Genomic DNA, 13844 nt, shown 5'->3' on the forward strand with positions numbered 1-13844 from the left:
ATAGTCTATTCATTTCTAAAGCGAAAGTTACGGGCTGATTAACAAAAAACACAATCCTATTGTGATTCTCATCACATTAAACGGTAATTCATTTCATGGTTAAACGTTTGCTAGCTGAGGTCTTGTGGTTCAATGTCTAAATTCCAGCGAACCTTTTTGGCATTTGGCAACAACTCAATAGCAGGTTTCGCACTGCTCAATAACTTTTGCATCAATGAACGATGTTGAGTTTGTAATAACAATTGCCAACGGTACTTACCCGCACGTTTAGCCAGTGGTGAGGGCGTTGGGCCCAACACCATGCAAGATTCGTCGAATAATGGATGCGACTCTAACGTAAATCTTACTTGGCGCAGGAAATCTTCGACAAGCTCACTTTGATTGGCTTCCGCTTTGAATAAGGTTAAAAAGCTATAAGGCGGAAGTTGGGCCAATTTACGCTCTTCTAGCGCCGTCATCGCAAAGTGACGATAGTCTTTTTGCAAAAGAGCTTGAAGCAAACTGTGTTCGGGATGGTGGGTCTGTAAGATAACTTCACCAGGTTTGCTTGCTCGTCCTGCACGCCCTGCCACTTGAATGAATAACTGCGCTAAACGTTCAGATGCACGAAAATCGCTGCTATACAGAGAACCGTCGACATCGAGTAAGGCAACCAGCGTCACATTAGGGAAGTGATGGCCTTTCGCTAACATCTGCGTACCAATGAGGATTTGATACTCCCCTTTACGAATAGATTCAAGCGCATCTTCCAAGCTGCCTTTACGACGAGTGCTGTCTCTATCTATACGGATAGCTTTGTATTCTGGGAATAGTTGCGTCAGTTGCTGTTCGAGCTGTTCTGTCCCAACACCCACGGTGACTAAGTGAGTTGAACCGCACCCCTGACACTGATGGATGATAGGTTGTTGTGACCCACAATGATGGCAACGTATCTCATTGCTGTACTGATGAAACGTATAATAGGCATCACAGCGTTTACATTCCGCAATCCAGCCACACTCATGGCACATTAATGCCGGAGAAAAACCACGACGATTAAGGAACAACATGACCTGATTGCCCGCTTTAAGGTGCTTGCGCATCTCGGCAATTAAGGTTGCGGATAAGCCACTTTCTAAAAACTGACCTTTAACGTCGAGCACTTTATTGGTTGTGGGTACGGCTGAGCCTGCTCGTTTTGTCAGAGTTAAATGGTGATACTTACCCGAAAGCGCATTATGCAGGGTTTCGAGAGCAGGGGTAGCGGAGCCTAATACGATCGGGACTTGCTCTTTATGGGCACGCATAACGGCAACATCGCGTGCGTGGTAACGCAAACTGTCTTGTTGTTTGTAAGAGGCGTCGTGTTCTTCATCAACAATAATGATGCCGAGATCGGCAAAAGGGGTAAGCAGGGCAGAGCGAGTACCGATGATAATTCCGGCCGCTTTGTCTCGAGCAGAGAGCCATGCATTCAGTCGTTCGGTATCATTCAAGCCAGAGTGAATAACATCAACTGGCACATTAAAGCGACGTTTAAAGCGGTTGATGGTTTGCGGCGTTAGGCCAATTTCTGGCACTAATACGAGTGCTTGTTTGCCTTTTTCTAGTATTGGCTTAATGAGGTTCAAGTAGACTTCAGTTTTCCCTGAGCCCGTTACCCCCTCTAATAAATAGCAGGCAAAACCCGTTTGGCTATTCACGCTCGCAATAGCGAGTGCTTGTTCATGATTTAGCTTAGGTTTTTCAACGTTGCACTCTACTTGCTGGCCCCATTTGGTGATCGTTGGCTTTTTTTCAATACTTTCGATCCAGCCTTTTTCTTCTAAAGACTTAAGCACCGTTGACGCAATCTCTTGGTCAACAAACTCTTGATGTGGGATAGCGCCATTGATCAGCATTTGTAAAGCGCGTTGCTGTTTGACTGCGCGCCCCAAACCTTGCATGAGCTTATCTTTACCAGAGGCGGTGATTTGCCACTCTTGCAGCGTAGCAAAATCTGCTGGCTTACCTTTACGCAACGCGGCTGGCATTGCATTGTGCAGTGTGTCACCAAGGGGATATTGATAAAAGTGGCTGCACCAAGTCAGCAAAGAATAGAGCTTTTCTGACCATATCGGCTGAGTGTCTAACACCGCTTTGATTGGCTTAAGCTGCGCTTTTGGAAAATCAGAGTGATTCACCATTGCCGTGACGATGCCCACTAGGGTTTGCCGACCAAAAGGCACAGATACACGTCCACCGATAATCGGGAATAGGTGACCCGGAATGATATAGTCAAATTGTTTGTCGAGAGGAACTGGCAGTGCCACTCGGGCGATGGATGGACGCATAGAATATTAACTATATAAAAGAGGGAAGAGGAGCGTATAGTCTATTAAAACCCAACTCGAAATTCGAGCACTGTACGTTTTATAGAGCAAGAACAGAGGCAGTACATTCGTACTGGTGAAAAAAGTGGCGAAAAAATTGCCAAATGTGTTGATCCCTGTAGAGTGATTCATTACTATACTGCGCCTTGAGATATGGCTTCGATGACAACTCGATGCGGTATCCCTGTTTATCATTAATTACGTGTGGTGTGCGGCTTAGACTCGTATAGCGACACGGCCTACTATTGAGGTTATCCCATGAAAGCTGGTATCCACCCAGAATACAAAGCAGTATCTGCTACTTGTTCTTGCGGCAACTCTTTTGAGTTCAACTCTACTCTAGGTAAAGAGTCAATCCACCTAGACGTATGTGACAAGTGTCACCCATTCTACACAGGTAAGCAACGTATCGTTGATACAGGCGGCCGTGTTGATCGCTTCAACAAGCGTTTCGGTGCACTATCAAGCGGTAAGAAATAATAGCAACTGCTATTACGATTACAGTTTAAAAAAGGACGCTTCGGCGTCCTTTTTGTATTTGGCTTAGCAGGAACCTTTGTATTATTCGGAAATGATAATACTGTTCTGAGCGGTTAAATTTTCTTCGATTATTTTCCGTGCAGGTATTGCATCCTAAAGTGTGATCTGTATAATGCACCGCACTGGTTAAGCCAGTTGTGAACCAATGAGCAGTGAGGAGCGAGTAAATCTTAATGATTTACGAGGTAATGTATACTCAGCTTATGTTCGCGGTTAATACAATTAGCTATCTTTTCTTCGGAAAAACTATCCCCAAAGGTGACTTTGGTATGTAGGGGTAGTTAATCGAAAATTAACTGACAATGCGTCCTAATCTTGGATGCTACGGTTTCACATAAATCAATCGGCATTCTCTCGTCTTAACGAGTTTGAGTGGCGATATTGTTTGTGTAATTTTTAATATTGGAGCTCTGTCTCATGCAGAACCAACGTATCCGTATCCGCCTAAAAGCATTCGATTACAAACTAATCGACGCTTCTACAGCGGAAATCGTTGAAACAGCTAAGCGCACTGGCGCACAGGTTCGTGGTCCAATCCCACTACCTACTCGTAAAGAGCGTTTCACAGTTCTTATCTCTCCACACGTTAACAAGAAAGCACGTGACCAGTACGAAATCCGTACTCACAAGCGTCTAATCGACATCGTTGAGCCAACAGACAAAACTGTTGATGCTCTAATGCGTCTAGACCTTGCTGCGGGCGTTGACGTTCAAATTAGCCTAGGTTAAGGGAGATTAGAAGAATGATTGGTCTAATCGGTCGTAAAGTGGGCATGACCCGCGTATTTACTGAAGAAGGCGTTTCTATCCCAGTAACTGTTGTTGAGGTTGAAGCTAACCGTGTTTCTCAAGTTAAAACTCTTGAGACAGATGGCTACGCAGCAATCCAGGTTACAACTGGTGCTAAGAAAGCTAACCGCGTTACTAAACCAGAAGCTGGTCACTTTGCTAAAGCAGGTGTTGAAGCTGGTCGCGGTCTTTGGGAATTCCGTTTGGAAAACGGTGAAGAGTTCGAAGTTGGTGCTGAACTAACTGTTGAACTATTCAACGAAACTAAGAAAGTAGACGTTACTGGTACATCTAAAGGTAAGGGTTTCCAAGGCGCTGTTAAGCGTTGGAACTTCCGTACTCAAGATATGACTCACGGTAACTCATTGTCTCACCGTGCACCGGGTTCAATTGGCCAATGTCAAACTCCAGGTCGCGTGTTTAAAGGCAAGAAAATGGCAGGTCACATGGGTGCTGAGCGTGTAACGACTCAAAACCTAGAGATCGTACGTGTTGACGCTGAGCGCAACCTGCTTCTTATCAAAGGTGCAGTCCCAGGCGCAACTGGCGGCAACGTGATCGTTAAACCAGCTATTAAAGCATAACGTCTCAGGAGTAAGTAATGGAATTAATGGTTAAAGGTGCTGATGCACTAACTGTTTCCGAAACTACTTTCGGACGTGAGTTTAACGAAGCTCTTGTACACCAAGTAGTTGTTGCATACGCAGCAGGTGCTCGTCAAGGTACACGCGCTCAGAAAACACGTTCAGAAGTATCTGGCGGTGGCGCTAAGCCATGGCGTCAAAAAGGTACTGGCCGCGCGCGCGCTGGTACAATTCGTAGCCCAATCTGGCGTACAGGTGGTGTTACTTTTGCTGCGAAACCACAAGATCACAGCCAAAAAGTAAACAAAAAAATGTACCGTGGTGCTATGAAGAGCATTCTTTCTGAGCTTGTTCGTCAAGAGCGTCTAATCGTTGTTGATAACTTCTCAGTAGAAGCACCAAAAACGAAAGAGCTAGTTGCTAAGCTAAAAGAGCTTGAGCTAACTGACGCGCTTATCGTGACTAGCGAAGTAGATGAGAATCTATTCCTAGCTGCTCGTAACCTATACAAAGTTGATGCACGTGACGTAGCTGGTATTGATCCAGTTTCTCTAATCGCGTTCGACAAAGTTGTAATGACTGCAGCTGCAGTTAAGCAAGTTGAGGAGATGCTAGCATGATCACTGAAGAGCGTATCCTAAAAGTTCTACGTGCACCGCACATCTCTGAAAAAGCAACTATGGCAGCTGAGAAAGCGAACACTATCGTTTTTAAAGTAGCTAAAGATGCAACTAAAAAAGAGATCAAAGCAGCTGTAGAAAAGCTATTTGAAGTTGAAGTTAAGTCTGTAAATACTCTTATCACTAAGGGTAAGACCAAACGTCAAGGTCTACGCCAAGGTCGCCGCAGCGACGTTAAGAAAGCGTACGTTACTTTGAAAGAAGGTCAAGATCTTGACTTCGTTGGCGGCGCGGAATAACAGGAGTAGTTAAGAATGGCTATTGTTAAATGTAAGCCGACTTCCCCTGGTCGTCGTCACGTTGTTAAAGTTGTTAACGCTGACCTACACAAGGGCAAGCCATACGCACCTCTTCTAGAGAAAAACTCTAAGAACGGTGGTCGTAACAACAACGGTCGTATTACAGTACGTCACATCGGCGGTGGTCACAAGCACCACTACCGTGTAATTGACTTCAAACGTACTAAAGATGGTATCCCAGCGAAAGTTGAGCGTCTTGAATACGATCCAAACCGTAGCGCAAACATTGCTCTAGTTCTTTACAAAGACGGTGAGCGTCGCTACATCCTAGCACCGAAAGGTCTAGTAGCGGGTGATGTTGTACAATCTGGTCCAGATGCTGCTATCAAAACTGGTAACACTCTACCAATGCGTAACATCCCTGTAGGTTCAACAGTACATAACGTTGAACTTAAACCTGGTAAAGGTGGTCAGCTAGCTCGTTCGGCTGGTGCATACGCTCAAATCGTTGCTCGCGACGGTGCGTACGTAACTATCCGTCTACGTTCTGGCGAGATGCGCAAAGTACTTTCTGAAGGCCGTGCAACAATCGGTGAAGTTGGTAACTCTGAGCACATGCTACGTGAACTAGGTAAAGCTGGTGCTTCACGCTGGCGCGGCGTACGTCCAACCGTACGTGGTGTAGTAATGAACCCGGTTGACCACCCACACGGTGGTGGTGAAGGTCGTACTTCTGGTGGTCGTCACCCAGTATCTCCTTGGGGTATGCCAACTAAAGGCTTTAAGACCCGTAAGAACAAGCGCACTGACAAGTACATCGTACGTCGTCGTAACAAGTAATCTATATAAAGAGGAATCGCCATGCCACGTTCTCTCAAGAAAGGTCCTTTTATTGACCTACACTTGCTGAAGAAGGTAGAGAAAGCGGTGGAAAGCGGAGACAAAAAGCCACTTAAGACTTGGTCCCGTCGTTCAATGATCATCCCTACGATGATCGGTTTGACCATCGCTGTCCATAATGGTCGTCAGCACGTTCCAGTTTTCGTTACCGAAGAAATGATCGGTCACAAACTGGGTGAATTCGCACCAACTCGCACTTACCGCGGCCACGCTGCGGATAAGAAAGCTAAGAAGCGTTAAGGAGTAAATAATGGAAGCTATTGCTAAACATAACTTTGCTCGCATTTCGCCTCAGAAAGCTCGCTTAGTTGCGGATCTAATCCGTGGTAAATCTGTTGACCAAGCTCTAGAAATCCTAACGTTCAGCAACAAAAAAGCTGCTGTACTAGTTAAGAAAGTTCTTGAGTCTGCTATCGCTAACGCGGAGCACAACGAAGGTGCAGATATTGACGATCTGAATGTCGCAAAAATCTTTGTAGATGAAGGCCCAACCATGAAGCGTATTATGCCTCGTGCTAAAGGTCGTGCGGATCGTATCTTGAAGCGTTCAAGCCACATCACTGTTGTTGTAGCAGATCGCTAGAGACTAGGAGAGTAAGCAATGGGTCAAAAAGTACATCCTAATGGTATTCGTCTAGGCATCGTTAAGCCTTGGAATGCTACATGGTTTGCTAACACCAAAGATTTCGCTGACAACCTAGACGGCGACTTCAAGGTACGTCAGTTCCTAACTAAGGAACTACAAAAAGCATCTCTTTCACGCATCGTTATCGAGCGTCCTGCTAAGAGCATCCGTGTGACTATTCACACTGCTCGCCCAGGCGTTGTAATCGGTAAGAAAGGTGAAGACGTTGAGAAACTACGTGCAGCTGTAGCTAAAATTGCAGGTGTACCAGCTCAAATTAACATCGCTGAAGTACGCAAGCCTGAGCTTGATGCACAGCTTGTTGGTGACAGCATCGCGTCTCAACTAGAGCGTCGTGTTATGTTCCGTCGTGCTATGAAGCGCGCGGTACAAAACGCAATGCGTCTAGGTGCTAAAGGCATCAAAGTAGAAGTAAGCGGTCGTCTAGGCGGCGCTGAAATCGCACGTTCTGAGTGGTACCGTGAAGGCCGTGTGCCTCTACACACTCTACGTGCAGACATTGATTACGCAACTTCTTCGGCTCACACTCAATACGGTGTGATCGGCATTAAAACTTGGATCTTCAAAGGTGAGATCCTAGGTGGTATGCCAGCAGCTAACGCTGTAGAGCCTAAGGCTGACAAGCCTAAGAAGCAGCGTAAAGGCCGTAAGTAAGGAGTCGACAGATGCTACAACCTAAACGTACTAAGTTCCGTAAGGTTCAGACAGGTCGTAACCGTGGTCTAGCTAAAGGTACTGATGTAAGCTTCGGCGAATTCGGTCTTAAAGCTGTTGGCCGTGGTCGTCTAACTGCTCGTCAAATTGAAGCGGCACGTCGTGCAATGACACGTCACGTTAAGCGTCAAGGTAAAATCTGGATCCGTGTGTTCCCAGACAAACCAATCACAGAAAAACCACTTGAAGTTCGTCAAGGTAAGGGTAAAGGTAACGTTGAGTACTGGGTAGCCCAAATCCAACCTGGTAAGGTTATGTACGAAATGGGTGGTGTACCTGAAGAATTGGCACGTGAAGCGTTCCGTCTAGCGGCTCGTAAACTGCCATTCAAGACTACATTTGTAATTAAGCAGGTGATGTGATGAAAGCACAAGATCTACGCGAAAAGAGCGTTGAAGAGCTTAACGCTGAGCTATTGAATTTGCTACGTGAACAGTTCAACTTGCGCATGCAAGCTGCAACTGGTCAACTACAGCAAACTCATACTCTGAAAGCTGTACGCCGTGATATCGCACGTGTGAAAACTGTTTTGACTGAGAAGGCAGGCGCATAATGAGCGAAGTAAAACGTACTCAACAAGGTCGTGTAGTTAGCGACAAGATGGACAAGTCTATCGTAGTTGCTATCGAACGTTTCGTAAAACACCCAATTTACGGTAAGTTCGTAAAACGCACAACTAAAGTACACGCACACGACGAGAACAACGAATGTGGCCTAGGCGACAAAGTTGAAATCGCTGAGTGCCGTCCACTGTCTAAGACTAAGTCTTGGACTTTGGTAAAAGTTGTAGAAAAGGCGAAGATGTAATCTTCACTATTCTATAGGTAGGAAAGCGGCTCCAAAAAATTTTTTGGGGCCGTTTATTTTTTGACTACCCAATCACAAAAAAGGGTGGTACAATCCGCGTCTCTTTTAAGAGGCAGCCCGACCCGTGATGGGTCTAGTTATTAATATTTAGCGGAGCACTAACATGATCCAAATGCAAAGTATGCTGGACGCAGCTGATAACTCAGGCGCACGCAGCGTAATGTGTATTAAGGTTCTGGGTGGCTCACACCGCCGTTATGCACATATCGGTGACGTCATCAAAGTTACTGTTAAGGAAGCAATTCCTCGCGGTAAAGTTAAAAAAGGTGACGTTCTGAAGGCGGTTGTAGTGCGCACCCGTAAAGGCGTACGTCGTCCTGACGGTTCTGTCATTCGCTTCGACCGAAATGCTTGCGTACTGTTGAACAACACTACTGAGCAACCAATCGGTACACGTATCTTTGGTCCTGTGACACGCGAACTTCGTGGCAATAAGTTCATGAAGATTGTTTCACTGGCTCCAGAAGTTCTGTAAGGAGCACGTAGAAATGGCAGCTAAAATCCGTCGTAACGACGAAGTAATCGTTCTTGCTGGTAAAGACAAAGGCAAGAAAGGTAAAGTAACTAAGGTCCTAGCAACTGGTAAAGTTATCGTTGAAGGTATCAACCTTGTTAAGAAGCACCAAAAGCCGGTTCCGGCTCTAGGTCAACAAGGTGGCATCGTTGAACAAGAAGCAGCTATTGATGCTTCTAACGTTGCAATCTTTAACGCAGCTACTGGTAAAGCTGACCGTATCGGTTTCCGTATTGAAGACGGCAAGAAAGTTCGTTTCTTCAAGTCTAACGGCGAAACCGTTTCTAACTAATAGAAGTAATTTGGAGTTCTACTATGGCGAAACTGCATGATTACTACAAGTCGTCTGTAGTCGCTGAACTGACCAAACAGTTTAGCTACACAAGCGTCATGCAAGTCCCTAGAATCGAGAAAATCACCCTAAACATGGGTGTTGGTGAAGCAATCAACGATAAGAAACTGCTAGAAAACGCAGCTGCTGATATGGCAACGATCTCTGGTCAAAAGCCACTTATCACTAAAGCTCGCAAATCTGTTGCAGGTTTCAAAATCCGTGAAGGCTACCCTATCGGTTGTAAAGTAACCTTGCGTGGCGAACGTATGTGGGATTTTCTTGAGCGTTTGATTAACATCGCTCTTCCACGTGTACGTGACTTCCGTGGTGTTAGCGCTAAGTCTTTTGACGGACGCGGTAACTACAGCATGGGCGTTCGCGAGCAAATCATCTTCCCGGAAATCGACTTTGATAAAGTTGATCGTGTACGCGGTTTAGACATCACTATTACGACGTCTGCTGGTACTGATGAGGAAGGCCGAGCTCTGCTGGCTGCCTTTAACTTCCCATTCCGTAAGTAAGGTGAAGGGTTACTGTTATGGCTAAACAATCAATGAAAGCACGTGAAGCTAAACGTGCAAAGCTAGTAGCTAAGTTCGCTGAAAAGCGTGCAGCGCTAAAAGCTATCATCAGCGATGTAAACGCATCTGAAGAAGATCGTTGGAACGCAGTTCTATCACTGCAGTCTCTTCCACGTGATTCAAGTGCATCACGTCAGCGCAACCGTTGTAACCAAACTGGTCGTCCACACGGTTACCTACGTAAGTTCGGTCTAAGCCGTATTAAGGTTCGTGAAGCTTGCATGAAAGGCGAGATTCCGGGTCTTCGTAAGGCTAGCTGGTAATTGCCACTTAATCATTTGGAGTAAATCATATGAGCATGCAAGATCCGATTTCGGATATGCTGACCCGCGTTCGTAACGGTCAGGCAGCAAACAAAGTTGCTGTAAAAATGCCTTCTTCAAAGCTTAAAGTTGCAATTGCTGCACTACTAAAAGCTGAAGGTTACATCGTTGACTTCGCTGTTGAAGGCGAAGCAAAACCTGAGCTAGAAGTTACACTTAAGTACTTCCAAGCAAAACCAGTAATCGAGCAACTTAAACGTGTTTCTCGTCCAGGTCTACGTGTTTACAAGAAGAAAGATCAACTTCCTTCTGTAATGGGTGGTCTGGGTATTGCTATCGTTTCTACTTCCAAGGGTCTTATGTCAGACCGCGCTGCACGTAAAGCAGGTCTTGGTGGTGAAATCATCGCTTACGTAGCTTAATAAGGAGTAGACTATGTCTCGTGTTGCTAAAGCACCTGTCGCTATTCCAGCTGGCGTAGAGGTGAAACTAAACGGCCAAGAAATCACTGTAAAAGGTGCTAAAGGCGAACTGACTCGCGTACTAAACGACGCTGTAGTTATCGCTCAGGAAGATAACAACCTGACTTTCGGTCCTAAAGAAGGTGTTGTAAACGCATGGGCACAAGCTGGTACAGCTCGCGCTCTAGTTAACAACATGGTTGTTGGTGTTACTGAAGGCTTTACTAAGAAGCTAACTCTTAAAGGTGTAGGTTACCGTGCTGCTATCAAAGGCAACGCTGTAGGTCTAACACTAGGCTTCTCTCACCCAGTTGAGCACGAGTTGCCAGCGGGTATTAAAGCTGAATGTCCAAGCCAAACTGAAATCGTTATCACTGGTTGTGACAAGCAACTAGTTGGTCAAGTTGCGGCTGACATTCGTTCTTACCGTCAACCTGAGCCTTACAAAGGTAAAGGTGTTCGTTACGCAGATGAAAATGTGCGTACTAAAGAAGCTAAGAAGAAGTAAGGTAACACTATGGATAAGAAAGCATCTCGCATCCGTCGTGCTACACGCGCACGTCGTAAGATTGCAGAACTGGGTGCGACTCGCCTAGTTGTACACCGTACTCCTCGTCACGTGTACGCACAGGTTATCGCGGCTAACGGCTCTGAGGTTATCGCAGCAGCTTCTACTGTAGAAAAAGCGATCCGTGAGCAAGTGAAATACACTGGTAACATCGATGCAGCTAAAGCAGTAGGTAAAGCTGTTGCAGAACGCGCTCTTGAAAAAGGCGTAACTGCAGTTGCATTTGATCGTTCTGGTTTCCAATACCACGGTCGAGTAGCGGCGCTAGCAGAATCTGCTCGCGAAGCTGGTCTGAAATTCTAAGGTAGGGTTGGAAGATGGCTAAAGAACAACAAGTTCAAGCGAATGATTTGCAAGAAAAGCTAATCGCAGTTAACCGCGTTTCTAAAACGGTTAAAGGTGGTCGAATCATGAGCTTCACTGCACTAACTGTAGTTGGTGACGGTAACGGTCGTGTAGGTTTCGGTTACGGCAAAGCTCGTGAAGTACCTGCAGCGATTCAAAAAGCAATGGAAAAAGCGCGTCGTAACATGACTACTATCGCGCTAAACGAAGGCACACTTCACCACCCAGTGAAAGGTCGCCATTCGGGCTCTAAAGTTTACATGCAGCCTGCTGCTGAAGGTACTGGTGTTATCGCAGGTGGTGCGATGCGTGCAGTACTAGAAGTTGCTGGTGTACACAACGTACTATCTAAAGCGTACGGTTCTACGAACCCAATCAACATCGTTCGTGCAACGATCGATGCGCTAGGTAGTGTGAAGTCACCAGAAATGGTTGCTGCTAAACGTGGTCTAACTGTTGAAGCTATTTCGGAGTAAGAACACCATGGCAACTATTAAAGTAACTCAAACTAAAAGCTCAATTGGTCGCCTACCTAAGCACAAAGCTACTTTGCGCGGTCTAGGTCTTCGTAAAATCAACCACACAGTAGAACTTGAAGATACTCCGTGCGTGCGCGGTATGATCAACAAGGTTTACTACATGGTTAAAGTTGAGGAGTAATCAGAATGCGTTTGAATACTCTTGCACCGGCTGCTGGTTCTAAGCACGCTCCTAAGCGTCTAGGTCGCGGTATCGGTTCGGGCCTAGGTAAAACTGGTGGCCGTGGTCACAAAGGTCAAAAATCACGTTCTGGCGGTAAAGTTCGTCCAGGTTTTGAAGGCGGTCAAATGCCTCTGAAACAACGTCTACCAAAATTCGGTTTCACTTCTCGTAAGAGCCTAGTGTCTGCTGAAGTTCGTCTAGGTGAACTAGCGAAAGTATCTGGTGACGTGGTTGATCTAAACAGCCTTAAAGCTGCTAACATCATCACTAAGAACATCGAATTCGTAAAAGTTGTTCTTTCTGGTGAGATTGATAAAGCAGTGACTGTTAAAGGTCTACGTGTGACTAAAGGCGCTAAAGCTGCAATCGAAGCTGCAGGCGGTAAAATCGAGGCATAATCTCGAGGAACGAGGTACAGATGGCTAAGAAACCAGGACAAGATTTTCGTAGTGCTCAGAGCGGCTTAAGTGAACTAAAGTCGCGCTTATTATTCGTAATTTGTGCACTTTTAGTATTCCGAGCCGGCTCTTTTGTGCCGATCCCTGGTATTGACGCTGCTGTACTTGCCGATTTGTTCGAACAGCAAAAAGGTACCATCGTAGAAATGTTTAACATGTTCTCCGGTGGTGCTCTTGAGCGTGCATCTATATTAGCATTGGGCATCATGCCGTATATTTCGGCATCTATTGTTGTCCAATTGCTAACTGTAGTTCATCCAGCGTTAGCGGAACTCAAAAAAGAGGGTGAAGCAGGCCGTCGTAAGATCAGCCAATATACACGCTACGGCACGCTTGTACTTGCAACATTCCAAGCTATTGGTATCGCAACTGGCTTACCAAGCATGGTCGATAATCTGGTTGTTATCAACCAAACCATGTTTACGCTAATTGCTACCGTAAGTTTAGTAACCGGCACCATGTTCCTAATGTGGTTAGGTGAACAAATTACAGAGCGAGGAATCGGTAATGGTATTTCCATTCTGATTTTTGCAGGTATTGTTGCTGGATTGCCATCTGCAATCGGTCAAACAATCGAGCAAGCGCGTCAAGGTGAATTGCATGTACTTCTTCTACTGTTAATCGCAGTATTGGCTTTTGCAGTAATTTACTTCGTTGTTTTCATGGAACGTGGTCAGCGTCGAATCGTCGTTAACTACGCTAAGCGTCAACAAGGTCGTAAAGTATTTGCTGCGCAAAGCTCGCACTTGCCACTTAAAATTAATATGGCTGGTGTTATTCCTGCGATTTTTGCATCAAGTATTATCCTGTTCCCTGGAACACTGGCTCAGTGGTTTGGTCAGAACGGTGAGAGCAGCGCGTTCGGTTGGTTAACTGACGTGTCTTTGGCTCTTAGCCCAGGTCAACCGCTGTATGTAATGCTTTATGCAGCAGCAATTATTTTCTTCTGTTTCTTCTACACGGCGTTGGTTTTCAACCCGCGTGAAACAGCAGATAACTTGAAGAAGTCTGGTGCATTCGTACCCGGCATCCGCCCAGGTGAGCAGACAGCGAAGTACATCGATAAAGTAATGACACGTTTAACCCTAGCGGGCGCACTGTACATTACCTTTATCTGTCTGATTCCCGAGTTCATGATGGTCGCGTGGAACGTACGTTTCTACTTCGGCGGTACATCACTACTTATCGTAGTTGTTGTTATCATGGACTTTATGGCACAGGTACAGACTCATCTGATGTCTCAACAGTATGATTCTGTGTTGAAGAAAGCGAATCTGAAAGGCTACGGTCGTTAATACGGCGGTAGAC

At 45.7% G+C, this 13844-nt stretch carries 24 protein-coding genes; 23 read left to right on the plus strand and 1 reads right to left on the minus strand.

The features are described from left to right. Window positions 1–110: 110 nt before the first annotated feature. Window positions 111–2312 carry a primosomal protein N' gene (gene priA, locus VA249_RS01255; protein ID WP_221068561.1) on the minus strand — a complete coding sequence of 734 codons (2202 nt, stop codon included), beginning with the start codon at window positions 2310–2312 and terminating at the stop codon, window positions 111–113. Window positions 2313–2609: 297 nt separating this feature from the next. Between priA and rpmE the strand changes: the two genes are divergently transcribed. From rpmE to secY, 23 genes are all read left to right on the plus strand, one after another. Next, on the plus strand, window positions 2610–2831 hold the full coding sequence (rpmE, locus tag VA249_RS01260) for a 50S ribosomal protein L31 (protein ID WP_128811835.1): 222 nt from the start codon (window positions 2610–2612) through the stop codon (window positions 2829–2831). A 477-nt stretch (window positions 2832–3308) separates the two neighbouring features. Continuing rightward, the gene (gene rpsJ / locus VA249_RS01265) at window positions 3309–3620 is read left to right on the plus strand and encodes a 30S ribosomal protein S10 (RefSeq protein WP_004410492.1); all 312 of its coding nucleotides are present in this window, start codon (window positions 3309–3311) and stop codon (window positions 3618–3620) included. Between the two features lie 14 nt (window positions 3621–3634). Then, window positions 3635–4264, plus strand: a complete 630-nt coding sequence (gene rplC / locus VA249_RS01270) for a 50S ribosomal protein L3 (RefSeq protein WP_211915507.1) — start codon at window positions 3635–3637, stop codon at window positions 4262–4264. Window positions 4265–4281: 17 nt separating this feature from the next. Then, window positions 4282–4884 carry a 50S ribosomal protein L4 gene (gene rplD, locus VA249_RS01275; RefSeq protein WP_211915506.1) on the plus strand — a complete coding sequence of 201 codons (603 nt, stop codon included), beginning with the start codon at window positions 4282–4284 and terminating at the stop codon, window positions 4882–4884. Then, complete coding sequence (gene rplW / locus VA249_RS01280) at window positions 4881–5183, plus strand: 50S ribosomal protein L23 (protein ID WP_004398471.1); 303 nt, start codon at window positions 4881–4883, stop codon at window positions 5181–5183. The genes rplD and rplW overlap by 4 nt, the downstream gene beginning before the upstream one ends. A 15-nt stretch (window positions 5184–5198) precedes the next feature. Further along, window positions 5199–6023, plus strand: a complete 825-nt coding sequence (rplB, locus tag VA249_RS01285; RefSeq protein WP_128811830.1) for a 50S ribosomal protein L2 — start codon at window positions 5199–5201, stop codon at window positions 6021–6023. Window positions 6024–6044: 21 nt separating this feature from the next. Then, window positions 6045–6323: a 30S ribosomal protein S19 gene (gene rpsS, locus VA249_RS01290; RefSeq protein WP_011078827.1), complete on the plus strand. Its 279-nt coding sequence runs from the start codon at window positions 6045–6047 to the stop codon at window positions 6321–6323. 10 nt (window positions 6324–6333) lie between these two features. Beyond that, window positions 6334–6666, plus strand: a complete 333-nt coding sequence (gene rplV, locus VA249_RS01295; RefSeq protein ID WP_005528535.1) for a 50S ribosomal protein L22 — start codon at window positions 6334–6336, stop codon at window positions 6664–6666. An 18-nt stretch (window positions 6667–6684) separates the two neighbouring features. Beyond that, the gene (gene rpsC / locus VA249_RS01300; protein WP_099079985.1) at window positions 6685–7383 is read left to right on the plus strand and encodes a 30S ribosomal protein S3; all 699 of its coding nucleotides are present in this window, start codon (window positions 6685–6687) and stop codon (window positions 7381–7383) included. Between the two features lie 11 nt (window positions 7384–7394). Next, window positions 7395–7805 carry a 50S ribosomal protein L16 gene (gene rplP, locus VA249_RS01305; RefSeq protein ID WP_099079984.1) on the plus strand — a complete coding sequence of 137 codons (411 nt, stop codon included), beginning with the start codon at window positions 7395–7397 and terminating at the stop codon, window positions 7803–7805. Continuing rightward, entirely contained in the window at window positions 7805–7996 is a 192-nt protein-coding gene (rpmC, locus tag VA249_RS01310) for a 50S ribosomal protein L29 (protein ID WP_004410456.1), read from the plus strand. The genes rplP and rpmC overlap by 1 nt, the downstream gene beginning before the upstream one ends. Then, window positions 7996–8250, plus strand: coding sequence for a 30S ribosomal protein S17 (gene rpsQ, locus VA249_RS01315; RefSeq protein WP_211915505.1), 255 nt, complete (start codon window positions 7996–7998; stop codon window positions 8248–8250). Before rpmC ends, rpsQ begins: the two co-directional genes overlap by 1 nt. Before the next feature lie 163 nt (window positions 8251–8413). Continuing rightward, complete coding sequence (gene rplN / locus VA249_RS01320) at window positions 8414–8785, plus strand: 50S ribosomal protein L14 (protein ID WP_128811826.1); 372 nt, start codon at window positions 8414–8416, stop codon at window positions 8783–8785. A gap of 13 nt (window positions 8786–8798) precedes the next feature. Continuing rightward, on the plus strand, window positions 8799–9116 hold the full coding sequence (gene rplX, locus VA249_RS01325; RefSeq protein WP_096994896.1) for a 50S ribosomal protein L24: 318 nt from the start codon (window positions 8799–8801) through the stop codon (window positions 9114–9116). A gap of 23 nt (window positions 9117–9139) precedes the next feature. After that, on the plus strand, window positions 9140–9679 hold the full coding sequence (gene rplE, locus VA249_RS01330) for a 50S ribosomal protein L5 (RefSeq protein WP_004745887.1): 540 nt from the start codon (window positions 9140–9142) through the stop codon (window positions 9677–9679). 17 nt (window positions 9680–9696) lie between these two features. Further along, the gene (gene rpsN, locus VA249_RS01335; protein ID WP_211915504.1) at window positions 9697–10002 is read left to right on the plus strand and encodes a 30S ribosomal protein S14; all 306 of its coding nucleotides are present in this window, start codon (window positions 9697–9699) and stop codon (window positions 10000–10002) included. A gap of 29 nt (window positions 10003–10031) precedes the next feature. Then, window positions 10032–10424 carry a 30S ribosomal protein S8 gene (gene rpsH, locus VA249_RS01340; RefSeq protein ID WP_128811822.1) on the plus strand — a complete coding sequence of 131 codons (393 nt, stop codon included), beginning with the start codon at window positions 10032–10034 and terminating at the stop codon, window positions 10422–10424. Between the two features lie 13 nt (window positions 10425–10437). Next, window positions 10438–10971: a 50S ribosomal protein L6 gene (gene rplF / locus VA249_RS01345; protein ID WP_211915503.1), complete on the plus strand. Its 534-nt coding sequence runs from the start codon at window positions 10438–10440 to the stop codon at window positions 10969–10971. A gap of 9 nt (window positions 10972–10980) precedes the next feature. Next, complete coding sequence (gene rplR / locus VA249_RS01350; protein WP_021451677.1) at window positions 10981–11334, plus strand: 50S ribosomal protein L18; 354 nt, start codon at window positions 10981–10983, stop codon at window positions 11332–11334. A gap of 14 nt (window positions 11335–11348) precedes the next feature. Then, window positions 11349–11852, plus strand: a complete 504-nt coding sequence (gene rpsE / locus VA249_RS01355; RefSeq protein ID WP_021708925.1) for a 30S ribosomal protein S5 — start codon at window positions 11349–11351, stop codon at window positions 11850–11852. 7 nt (window positions 11853–11859) lie between these two features. Next, window positions 11860–12036, plus strand: coding sequence for a 50S ribosomal protein L30 (rpmD, locus tag VA249_RS01360; RefSeq protein WP_000201159.1), 177 nt, complete (start codon window positions 11860–11862; stop codon window positions 12034–12036). A gap of 5 nt (window positions 12037–12041) precedes the next feature. After that, window positions 12042–12476, plus strand: coding sequence for a 50S ribosomal protein L15 (gene rplO, locus VA249_RS01365; protein ID WP_128811818.1), 435 nt, complete (start codon window positions 12042–12044; stop codon window positions 12474–12476). 20 nt (window positions 12477–12496) lie between these two features. Continuing rightward, a complete protein-coding gene (gene secY, locus VA249_RS01370; RefSeq protein ID WP_211915502.1) occupies window positions 12497–13831 on the plus strand; it encodes a preprotein translocase subunit SecY in 1335 nt (444 codons plus the stop codon). The last annotated feature ends 13 nt before the right edge of the window (window positions 13832–13844 follow it).

Origin of the sequence: Vibrio alfacsensis (genome assembly GCF_019670485.1) — a bacterium.
Lineage (GTDB): Bacteria > Pseudomonadota > Gammaproteobacteria > Enterobacterales > Vibrionaceae > Vibrio > Vibrio alfacsensis.